11 protein-coding genes are annotated in these 10,544 nt (G+C 74.6%); 7 read left to right on the top strand and 4 right to left on the bottom strand.

Features of this window, described 5'->3' with window-relative positions:
- Positions 1-2 precede the first annotated feature (2 nt).
- Complete coding sequence (locus FAF44_RS48890; protein ID WP_237110319.1) at positions 3-938, bottom strand: serine/threonine dehydratase; 936 nt, start codon at positions 936-938, stop codon at positions 3-5.
- Between the two features lie 31 nt (positions 939-969).
- Positions 970-2,142, bottom strand: coding sequence for a PLP-dependent aspartate aminotransferase family protein (locus FAF44_RS48895; RefSeq protein WP_237110320.1), 1,173 nt, complete (start codon positions 2,140-2,142; stop codon positions 970-972).
- A gap of 60 nt (positions 2,143-2,202) precedes the next feature.
- Between FAF44_RS48895 and FAF44_RS48900 the strand changes: the two genes are divergently transcribed.
- The 6 genes from FAF44_RS48900 to FAF44_RS48925 all read left to right on the top strand — a co-directional run bounded on the left by FAF44_RS48900 (position 2,203) and on the right by FAF44_RS48925 (position 7,745).
- Positions 2,203-3,624: a PLP-dependent aminotransferase family protein gene (locus FAF44_RS48900; protein ID WP_237110321.1), complete on the top strand. Its 1,422-nt coding sequence runs from the start codon at positions 2,203-2,205 to the stop codon at positions 3,622-3,624.
- A gap of 12 nt (positions 3,625-3,636) precedes the next feature.
- The gene (locus FAF44_RS48905; protein WP_237110322.1) at positions 3,637-4,326 is read left to right on the top strand and encodes an alpha/beta hydrolase; all 690 of its coding nucleotides are present in this window, start codon (positions 3,637-3,639) and stop codon (positions 4,324-4,326) included.
- Between the two features lie 46 nt (positions 4,327-4,372).
- Complete coding sequence (locus FAF44_RS48910) at positions 4,373-5,254, top strand: ABC transporter ATP-binding protein (RefSeq protein ID WP_237110323.1); 882 nt, start codon at positions 4,373-4,375, stop codon at positions 5,252-5,254.
- A complete protein-coding gene (locus tag FAF44_RS48915; RefSeq protein ID WP_237110324.1) occupies positions 5,251-5,970 on the top strand; it encodes an ABC transporter permease in 720 nt (239 codons plus the stop codon). Before FAF44_RS48910 ends, FAF44_RS48915 begins: the two co-directional genes overlap by 4 nt.
- A 20-nt stretch (positions 5,971-5,990) precedes the next feature.
- The gene (locus tag FAF44_RS56200) at positions 5,991-7,076 is read left to right on the top strand and encodes a sensor histidine kinase (protein ID WP_237110325.1); all 1,086 of its coding nucleotides are present in this window, start codon (positions 5,991-5,993) and stop codon (positions 7,074-7,076) included.
- Positions 7,077-7,139: 63 nt separating this feature from the next.
- Positions 7,140-7,745 (top strand): DNA-binding response regulator, encoded by a 606-nt coding sequence (locus FAF44_RS48925; protein WP_237110326.1) that lies wholly within the window; start codon positions 7,140-7,142, stop codon positions 7,743-7,745.
- 170 nt (positions 7,746-7,915) lie between these two features.
- On the opposite strand, the gene npdG is transcribed toward FAF44_RS48925, so the two are convergent.
- Together npdG and FAF44_RS48935 are read right to left on the bottom strand one after the other, a co-directional pair.
- Complete coding sequence (npdG, locus tag FAF44_RS48930) at positions 7,916-8,569, bottom strand: NADPH-dependent F420 reductase (protein ID WP_237110327.1); 654 nt, start codon at positions 8,567-8,569, stop codon at positions 7,916-7,918.
- A 53-nt stretch (positions 8,570-8,622) separates the two neighbouring features.
- Entirely contained in the window at positions 8,623-9,774 is a 1,152-nt protein-coding gene (locus FAF44_RS48935; RefSeq protein WP_237110328.1) for a lipase family protein, read from the bottom strand.
- A gap of 171 nt (positions 9,775-9,945) precedes the next feature.
- Between FAF44_RS48935 and FAF44_RS48940 the strand changes: the two genes are divergently transcribed.
- On the top strand, positions 9,946-10,524 hold the full coding sequence (locus tag FAF44_RS48940) for a hypothetical protein (RefSeq protein WP_237110329.1): 579 nt from the start codon (positions 9,946-9,948) through the stop codon (positions 10,522-10,524).
- Positions 10,525-10,544: the final 20 nt, after the last annotated feature.

Genomic DNA, 10,544 nt, shown 5'->3' on the forward strand with positions numbered 1-10,544 from the left:
GTTCAGGTGGTGGTGAGGGTGGCGGGGTCGGTGTTCGAGCCGCACACCACCACCGCCACGCGCTCCCCCGGAGCCGGCCGGTAGACGCCCGACAGGAGCGCCGCGTAGGCGGCGGCCCCCGCGGGCTCGGCCGCCAGCCGGTGCCGCTCCCACAGGGCGCGCCGGGCCGAGACGATCGCCTCGTCCGCCACGAGCACGCTCTCCACCCGGGGGCCGGAGAGGATCTCGAAGGCCAGCCCGCCGATCATGCTGGCCCCGAGCGCGTCGGCGCCCACGCCGCCGACCTGCACCCGTACCGGCTCGCCCGCGTCGAGCGCCGCGCGCAGCGTGGGGATGCGCTCGGGCTCGACCGCCACGATCTTCGGCCCGCCCGCCCCGCCGGGCGCGGACGTGCCGAGCGTGACGCCGGCCGCGAAGCCGCCGCCGCCGACCGCCACCAGCACCGTGTCCACCCCGCCGGTCTGCTCCATGAGCTCCAGCCCGGTGCTGCCCTGCCCGGCCACCACCTCGGCCTGGTCGTAGGCGTGCACCGGCAGCGCCCCGGTCTCGGCGGCCCGCTTGGCGGCGGCCTCGGCGGCGTCGGAGTAGATCGCGCCGGTCTGCGTGATGTGCGCTTCGAGCGCCCGCAGCCCGGCCACCTTGACCGGGCTGGTCACCTCGGGGACGAAGATCTCCGCCCGCACCCCCAGCGCCCGCGCCGCGTAGGCCACGGCCAGGCCATGGTTGCCGCCGCTGGCGGCGATCACCCCGCTGCCCGGCAGCCCGGCGGCGGACAGGATCCGGTTGAACGCCCCGCGCACCTTGAACGACCCCGAGTGCTGCAACAGTTCCAGCTTCAGCCACAACCCGGGGGCGACCTCGATGACGGGCGTGCGCAGCACGTGCCCGGTGATCCGCCGCGCGGCGACGAGCACATCCTCATGGGTGACGGTGGTCAAAAGCTCCCCCTCGGTCGTCCGGGCACCCAGGTTATGTCAGGGCCTGGGACACGTCGGCCCACAGGTCCTCGGGGTGCTCGATGCCGGCCGCGACGCGCACGGTCCCCTCGCCGATGCCGCTGCGCCGCAACTCCTCGGGGCCGAGCGCGCGGTGCGAGGTGCTGGCGGGGTGCAGGACGAGCGTCTCCACGCCGCCGAGCGAGGGGGCGAGCAGCGCCAGGCGTACGGAGCTCATGAACCGCTCCCCCGCCGCCCGCCCGCCGGCCAGGTCGAACGAGAACACCCCGCCGAACCCGGACAGCAGCTTGCCCGCCACCTCGTACGACGGGTGCCCGGGAAGTCCCGGCCAGTGCACGGCCGTGACGGCGGGGTGCTCGGCCAGCCGGGTGGCCAGGTGACGGGCGTTGGAGCAGTGGCGTTCCATGCGCAGCACGAGCGTCGCCAGCCCGCGCACCGTCAGCCAGGCCGCGAACGGGTCGGCCGAGGCCCCCAGTTCGATCGCGAAGTGCCACAGCCTGTCGTACAGCTCCCGTCCGGCGAAGACCGCGAGCCCGCCCAGCACGTCGGTGTGCCCGGCCAGGTACTTCGTGGTGGAGTGCAGGACGATGTCGGCCCCGTGCTCCAGCGGGCGGCACAGGACGGGCGTGGCGAACGTGTTGTCCACCACGGACACGATCCCCAGGTCGCGGGCCGCCGCGCACATGGCGGGCAGGTCGGCCACCAGCGTCATGGGGTTGCTGATCGTCTCCAGGTAGACCAGCCGTGTCTCGGGGCGGACGGCGGCGCGCAGCGCGGCGGGGTCGTTCTCGGGCACGTAGGTGACGCCGATGCCGAACCGGCTCACCAGGTCGTTGATCATGGCGGCGGTCCCGCCGTACAGGGAGCGCTGGGCCACCATGTGGTCGCCCGGCTTGAGCAGGCCGAGCAGCACGACGTTGATCGCGCCCATGCCGGAGCCGGTCGCGATGGCGTGCTCGCCGCCCTCCAGCCCGGCCACGGCCAGTTCCAGCGAGCGCACGGTCGGGTTGCTGTAGCGCGCGTACACGAACGCGGCGTCGGGACGTCCCATCGACTCGGCCATCACGGCCGGGTCGTCGAAGGAGAATCCGGAGGTCTGGTAGATGGGCACGCTGATCGGCCGGCTGCCCTCGATGGGCGGACGCGGCACGTGCACGGCCCTGGTGTCGGGGCGGAGATCGCTCATGAGGTCAAGGATCCATCCCCGGCTGGTCTGACATCAGAGCCAATACCGCAAAATTGGTCCATGAATGGGGCCAATCTCGACGACGTCGTCGATCTGCTCGGCCGGTGGGCGTCGGGGCGCGGGCCGCTGTACCTGCTGCTCGCCGCCCGCGTACGGGCGTTGATCGACGACGGCGTGCTCGCACCCGACGAGCCGTTGCCGCCCGACCGGGTGCTGGCCAGGCGGCTGGCGGTGGGCCGGGGCACGGTCGTGGCCGCGTACGACCTGCTCCAGCAGGAGGGCAGGCTGGTCCGCCGCCGGGGCAGCGGCACCCGGGTCGCCCCGCTCGACCTGCCTGCCACGCGCACGGCCGACGGCGTGGCGGCCAACCCGCTGATGCTGCACACCCTGCACCCGCCGGACGGCGTACAGCTCCTGACCTGCGCCGCCCCGTACGACCCGCCGCCCGCGCTGGCCGAGGCGTACGCCGAGGCCGCGCACCGCCTGGCCGGGTTGCACGAGATGGGCTACCAGCCGGCCGGCAACCCGGAACTGCGCGCCGCGCTGGCCGCGTACTACACCGGCCGCGGCCTGCCCACGACGTCCGGCGAGATCCTCGTGACGACGGGCGCGCAGCAGGCGCTCACGCTGCTCACGGCCCTGCTGGTCGCGCCGGGCGACACGGTGCTGACCGAGACGCCGACCTACCCGGGCGCGCTGGAGGCGTTCCGGCACGCGGCGGCGGTCGTCCGGCCCGCGGCCGGCGTCGAGGACCTGCGCCTGCGCCCGGCGCTGGCCTACTTCATGCCCACGCTCCGCAACCCGGACGGCGCGATCATGGACAACCCGTCGCGCCGCCGGCTGGCGCGGCTGGCCGCCGAGCACGACGTCCCGCTGATCGACGACGAGGTCCGCGCCGAGCTGTGCTTCTCGGGCGAGCGGCCGGCCCCGCTGGCGAGCTTCCACCGCGGCGAGCAGGTCATCACGGTCGGCTCGCTGAGCAAGCTGATCTGGGGCGGCCTGCGGGTGGGCTGGATCCGCGCGGCGGCGCCGCTGGTCTCGCGGCTGGCCCGGCTGCGGGCCGTGCACGACCTCGGCGGCGAGGTGATCAGCCAGCTCGCCGCCGCCACGCTGCTGCGCCGCCTGGACGAGGTGCGCGCCGGGCTGCTGGCCACCTCGCGCGCCCGGCACGACCACCTGTGCGCCGAGCTGCGGGCGCGCCTGCCGTCCTGGACGTTCGAGCCCGCCGCCGGCGGCCAGACCCTCTGGGTGCGCCTGCCGCACGGCGACGCCGACGCCTTCGCCCAGGTGGCGCTCAGGCACGGCGTCGCGGTGCCGCCGGGCCGCTCGTTCGACCCGCTGGGCGAGCACGCCGACCGGCTGCGGCTGCATTTCCTGCTGCCCGCGGACGAGCTTTCGCGAGCGGTGCACAACCTGGCCCTGGCCTGGGAGTCGTACGACGGGGCGGGGCGCGCGGTCTCCCGTCACCCCCTGATCGTCTGAAAGGGTGGAGGGATGCAGACCACGTTCGTCCTCGTGCACAGCCCCTCCGTCGGCCCCTCGACGTGGGCTTTCGTCGCCGAGTCGCTGGAGCGCCGCGGGCACGCCGCCGTGGTGCCCGACCTGACCGGCGTGTCGGCGGGCGGAGCGCCCTACTGGCCGAGGGTGGTGGCGGCGGTGCGGGCCGCGACCCCGCCGGACGTCCCCGTCGTCCTGGTCGTGCACAGCAACGCCGGCTACTTCCTGCCGGCGATCAAGGAGGGGCTGGGCGAGCGGGTGGTGGCGTGCGTGTTCGCCGACGCGGCCATCCCGCCCGGCCAGGGGCTGGTCAAGACCGCCGAGGAGGCGTTCCTGCCGTTCCTGCACGACCTGGCCGGGCCCGAGGGCGTGCTGCCGCGCTGGACCGACTGGTGGGACGAAGAGGACATCGTGGCCATGCTGCCCGACCCCGCGGTCCGCATCCGCGTGGCCGCCGAGCAGCCGCGCCTGCCGCTCGACTACTACACGCAGCCGATCCCCGTGCCCGCCGGCTGGGACGACGTCAGGTGCTCGTGCCTGTGGTTCAGCGCCCCCTACGAGAAGCAGGCCGCCGAAGCGACCCGCCGGGGCTGGCCGGTGGCCCGGGTGCCCGGCCGGCACCTGCACCAGACCGTCGATCCCGAGGCCGTCACCGACGCGCTGCTCAGGCTCTGCGGCAAGTCGTGAATTCCTCACTGTCGCCCCGCCACCGCCCGGGACGACAGTGGAGCGCATGACGGCGATCGAAGTGAACGGGCTCCACAAGAGCCATCAGGGTTTCGAGGCGGTGAAAGGCATCTCGTTCGAGGTGGCCGAGGGCGAGATCTTCGCACTGCTCGGCCGGAACGGGGCGGGCAAGACCACCACGATCGAGGTGCTGGCGGGCTTCCAGCGGGCCGACGCGGGCACCGTGCGGGTGCTCGGCCTCGACCCGTACGCCGACCGTGCCGCCGTACGCCGGCGTACCGGCGTCATGCTGCAGGAGGCCGGGTTCTTCCCCGAGCTGACGGTCGCCCGGACCGTCGAGACCTGGCGTGGCTTCACCGCCGCGCCCCGCCCCCGGGAGGAGGCGCTGGAGCTGGCCGGGCTGACGGCCAGGGCGGACGTCAAGGTGCGTCAGCTCTCCGGCGGCGAGAAGCGCCGGCTCGACCTGGCGCTGGCCCTGCTGGGCCGTCCCGACGTGCTGTTCCTCGACGAGCCGACGACCGGCATGGACCCGGAGGCGCGCGCCGCCGCCTGGACCGTCATCCGCGACCTGGCCGCCCAGGGCATCACGATCCTGCTGACCACCCACTACCTGGACGAGGCCCAGCGCCTGGCCGGCTCGATGGCGATCATGGACGAGGGCCGCGTCGTGGCCTCGGGCGGGATGGCCGAGACGCTCGCCGCCCGCGGCGGCCGGGTCTCCTTCCGGCTGCCCGCGCACGTGGACCCCGGCTCCCTGCCGCTGCCGGTCACGGTGGAGCGGGGGCTCACCGTGTGCCACGCCGACGACCCCGACCTGGCCGCCCAGACGCTGCTGACCTGGGCCGCCGAGCGCGGGCTGCGCCTCGCGGGCCTGGAGGTCCGCCCGGCCACCCTGGAAGACCTGTTCATGGAGCGGAGCGCCCGATGAGCCTGACCGCCACGTACCGTCTCGGCACCCGCCTGTTCTGGCGGGACAAGGCCATGCTGTTCGCCTCGGTGGTGACGCCGGTCGGCCTGGCCGTGGGGCTGCCCACGCTCATGCGGTACGTCACCTCGGGCGGCGTCGCCAACGCCGCGGCGCTGGCCCACAGCACGATCGCGATCCTGCTGGCGATCACCGCGTTCATGAACATCGCCGTGGCGCTGACCGGCCGGCGCGACACGCTCGTCCTCAAGCGGCTGCGCGCCACCCGGCTGACGGACGGGCAGATCCTGCTCGGCCAGATCGCCGCCACCGCCACGCAGACCATGGCCATGATCGTGGTGTGCACGGTGGCCGTGCGGTTTTCCGCCGGCGTCCCGCTGCCGGCCGACCCGCTCGCCTTCGCCGCCGTCACGATCGCGGGGTCGGTGGTGCTGTCCCTGCTCGGGGCCGCGTACACGGCGGCGATCCCGCGCGCCGAGCTGGCCGCCGCCTACACCATGCCGGTCTTCCTGGTCGCCGGGGTGGCGGCGGGCGCGATGGGGCCGATCCCGCTGCCCGCGTGGCTGCGGCCCGTCCTCGACGCGCTGCCCACCACGGTCGTGGTGGACGCGGTCAGGACCGGGGAGCTGCTGACGCCCGTCCTCGTGCTGGCCGGCTGGGCCGCCGCCGGGGTCCTGGCGCTGCGGCTGTGGTTCCGCTGGGAACCCCGCCGGTCCTGACGCCGGACATAATCGTCATCGTGGCTGCCTCCTCCGCCCGCCGGTCGGCGAGCGCGCTGATCACGGTCATGTCGTGCGCCTACCCGCTGGTCGCGCTGGTCTACTTCCTGCAGGGGCCGTTCTACGGGACGCTGGCGGCCGTGGCGCTGCTCACCGTGGCCGCCACCCACTACGTCAACATGCGCGCGGGCCTGCGCGGCACCCGGCCGGCCCGCTTCCCCGCCACGGTGGCGCTCCAGGTGGTGGCCACCTACCTGCCCGACTTCCTGCTGCCCGGCGGCATGTCCGCGCTGTCGGCCCCGCTACTGGCCGGGACCCTGCTGGTGCTCCTGCCGCTCGGCTGGGGCGGCGCGCTGGTCGGGCTCATGATGCTGTACGAGGGCAGCGCCCTGTGGTTCGGCCCGGCGGCCTCCCACGTCACCTTCTTCTACGTGCTGACCGTGCCGGCGACCGGCGCGATGATCTACGCGCTGGTCCGGTTCGTCCGGGTGACGGAGGAGCTGGAGCAGGCCAGGGCCGACCTGGCGGAGGCCGCGGTGCTCAAGGAGCGGCTGCGCATCTCCCGCGACCTGCACGACGGCCTGGGTCGCAGCCTCACCGCGATCGCGCTCAAGGGCGACCTGGCCGGCCGGCTCATCGAGCGCGACCCCGGCGCGGCCCGCACGGAGGTGACCGAGCTGGTCCGGGTGGCCAGGGACGCCGCCCAGGACGTCCGGCAGGTCGCCAGGGGCTACCGCGAGCTGTCCCTGACGGGCGAGGTGAACCGGGCGGTGGCGCTGCTGGAGTCCTCGGGGGTGGGCGCGCAGGCGCACCTGACCGACGTACTGCTGCCGAGACGTTCCGAGGAGGCGCTGGCCTGGGCCGTGCGCGAGGGGGTCACCAACGTGCTGCGCCACAGCCGGGCCACGACCTGCACCATCACCACGTCCCTGCACGGCGGCGCGGTGCGGCTGGAGGTCGCCAACGACGGCGCGCCGGACGTCCCGGCCGGCGCGGGCGGCGGGCTGACGGGGCTGGCCGAACGGGCGGCCCAGGCGGGCGGCACCTGCGCGGGCGCGCCGACCGGCGAAGGCGGCTTCGTGCTGGCCGTGGAGGTCGCGACGTGACCAGGCCACCGGCGGCCGAAGGGCGCGGCACGATCGGGGTGGCGGCGTGATCGGGGTGGCGGCGTGATCAGGGTGTTGCTGGCCGAGGACATGCACATGATCCGTGCCGCCCTCACCGCGCTGCTCCGCCTGGAGTCCGACATCGAGGTGGTCGCGGAGGTCACCCGCGGCGACGAGATCGTGCCCGAGGGGCTGCGGGTGCGGCCCGACGTCGCGGTCGTGGACATCGACCTGCCGGCCGTGGACGGCATCACCGCCGCCGCCGCGCTCCGCGAGCGCCTGCCGTCCTGCCGGATCCTGGTGCTCACGGCCATGGGCCAGCCCGGCCACCTGCGCAGGGCGCTGGCCTGCGGCATCGAGGCGTTCCTGGTCAAGGACGCCCCCGGCGACCGGCTGGCGGAGTCGATCAGGCGCACCGCGGCCGGGCTGCGCGTGCTGGACGCCGAACTGGTCTCCTCGGCCATGGAGTACGGCGAGAGCCCTCTGACGCCCAGGGAGTCGACCGTGCTCAGGGCCGCCGCCAGGGGCGCCTCGGCCGAGGAGATCGCCGCCCGCCTGCACCTGTCCCCCGGCACCGTGCGCAACTACCTCACCGGGGCGATCACGAAGACCGGCGCCCGCAACAAGATCGACGCCATCCGGATCGCCGAGGACGCCGGCTGGCTGTGACCCCCGGCCCGACACTCCGACCCGGCACCCCGGCCTGTGCCCCCCAGCCCGGTGCGACGGCCCATCACCCCAGCCCGGCACCCCAACCCGGCATCCCGGGTCTGCCACCCCTGCCTGTCTCTTCCCCCCGGCCCGGCACGACGGCCCAGCACGACGGCCGGGCCCGGCGGTCAGATGTCGGTGATGCGCAGCCCGGCGTGCGCCTTGTAGCGGCGGTTCACGGAGATGATGTTGGCGGTGAGCGCCTCGACCTGGTGCGCGTTGCGCAGCCGCCCGCCGTACACGCCGCGCACCCCCGGGATCGCCTCGGCCAGCGCCTGCACGGTGTCGGTGGCCTCGCGGTCGTCGCCGAGCACCAGCACGTCGAGGTCCACCTTGCCGACCGCCGGGTCCATCAGCACCACGGCAGAGACGTGGTGGAAGGCGGCCACCACCCGGCTGTCCGGCAGCACGGCCGCGGCCTGCTGGGCGGCGCTGCCCTCCTCGACCGGCAACGCGTAGGCGCCCTGCTTGTCGAAGCCGAGCGGGTTGACGCAGTCGACCACGATCTTGCCGGACAGTTCGGCCCGCAGGGACTCCAGCAGCGCCTTGTGCCCCTCGTACGGCACCGCCACGATCACGATGTCGGCCCGCGCGGCCACCACCGCGTTCTCGTCACCCGTGGCGCCGGCCCCGATGGACTCGGCCGCCTCCTGGGCCCGCTGGGCGCTGCGCGAGCCGATCAGCACCGGATGCCCAGCCAGCGCGAACCGCCGCGCCAGCCCTTTCCCCTGGTCGCCGGTGCCGCCGAGGATGGCGATGGAGAGCCCGTTCACGTCTGTCATAGCCCGATCATGCCAAACCCGCCCGGCGTGCGGCCGGGCGGGCCCGGTGCGGGTCAGCAGTTGCCGAGCGCGGGCAAGCCCAGGAGGCGCAGGGCCAGCCACTCGATGGCGAGCGGGCCACCTTCGACGGCCCCCGTCACGTGGTCGGGCGCGGGCAGCGTGGTCCAGCGCGCGTTCACGCCGGCCCGGCAGTACTCCGTGCGCAGCGTGGACCCGACCGCGAGCGGGATGATCTGGTCGCCGCGCGCGTGGTAGAGGAACATCGGCACCCGCGGCGCGGTGACGCCCAGCCGGTTCTCCGCCAGGCGCGTCAGCCACTTGGGCTGGTTGAGCAGGTCCACCGGGCTCAGGTCGGCGAAGCGCAGCCCGGCGAGCTTGCCCAGGTCGTCCACGCAGTCGTCGGCGGCGTCGGCGAGCAGCGCGCGGCCCCGGTCGTTGAGGTCGGCCTCGAGGTCCAGTTCGGGGTAGGCGGCGTCGAGCCCGACCCCGGCCGCGGCGGCCAGCCCGAAGTCCTGGCCGCCGTCCAGGTGCGCGGCGACGGCGTGCAGGTCGGCCGGCACGCCTCCGGCCGCCACGCCGCGCAACCGCAGCTCCGGCGCGTACGAGGGCTGGAGCTGGGCGGCCCACGCCGCGGAGGAGCCGCCCTGGGAGTAGCCCATGACGCCGACGGGCGCGCTCGCCGACAGCCCCGCCCCGGACACGCGGGTGGCGGCCCGGACCGAGTCGAGCACGGCGTGCCCCTGCGAGACCCCCACCATGTACGTGTGCGGTCCGGGCGTGCCGAGCCCCTCGTAGTCGGTCATCGCGACCGCGTACCCCTTGAGCAGGAACAGGCTGACCAGCGCGAGCTCGGCCTCCCCGCCCCGGCTCAGGCCGGCCGAGGGGGCGCACTGGTCGCCGAGCCCGTGGGTGCCGAAGGCGTAGCCGATGATCGGGCGGGTGCCGAGCGGGTAGCCGGCCTTGGGCACGAGCAGGGTCCCGGAGACGGTGTTGGTCGCTCCGGTGGCGGACGTCGAGCGGTAGCGCAGGTGCCAGGCGTTGACCGGGATCTCCAGCAGCTTGCCCGGCAGCAGGTAGACCGAGGTGGGCTGGGCGGAGACGACGTCTCCCGGTGCCGCGGCGGCGGCCTGGACGGGGGCCGCGACGAGTAGCGACATGATCGATAGCAGGATCGTGGACATGCTGACGCGCACACGTAAGGTCATGTGCCGCCCCTCTCCGTGAGGATCACCACTTGGGACGGCGGCGCCGCGAGCCGATCGTTACCCGCGGGTAACTCCATGTCAAGGCCTGAAATGACGGCAGAACACAGCCGGTGTCAGCACATCACTCCCGAACCACTCACCCCGCTCACCCCCGTGGGGCACCATGGGGACATGGACTCAGGATCGGTGGCCTTCCTGCGCGAAATCCTGGCCGAGACCGGCTGGCTCGACCGCACGCGCGAACTGGGCCTGGCCCTGCGCAGCACCCGCTCGCCCGGCGGGCTGCTGCTGGTGGGCACGCCGGAGGAGGAGCCCTGGCACCTGACCGCGCACCTCGCCGACGAGGCCCGGCTGTCCGGGCTGTCCCAGCTCACGCCCACGCTGGTGCGCTGGACGCCGCCCGCCGACGCGCCCCCCCACCTGCGGGTCGGCCTCGACCGGCTGGAACGGGCGGCCCGCGGGGAGACGCTGTTCGTGCTGTCGGAGCAGCAGGCGCCGGTGCCGCTGCTCGAACGCGTGGACGACGCGCGCCGCACGGGGGCGACCATCCTGGCGATCGAGGGCGGCGACCCCGAACTGGCGGGGCTGGCGCACGACGCGATCGCGGTGCCGGCCGGCGGGCTCGTGACGTTCGACGGGGCGCAGCACCTGGTCAGCGCGGCGGCGGGCGAACTGGAACAACGCCCGCGCCTGCGCGACCGCCTGGCCCGCCTCCTGGACAAGGTGAGCGGCCCGCACATCACCGACTGACGCTCTCACCCCACCCGAAC

Source organism: Nonomuraea sp. MG754425 (assembly GCF_021699195.1).
GTDB lineage: Bacteria > Actinomycetota > Actinomycetes > Streptosporangiales > Streptosporangiaceae > Nonomuraea.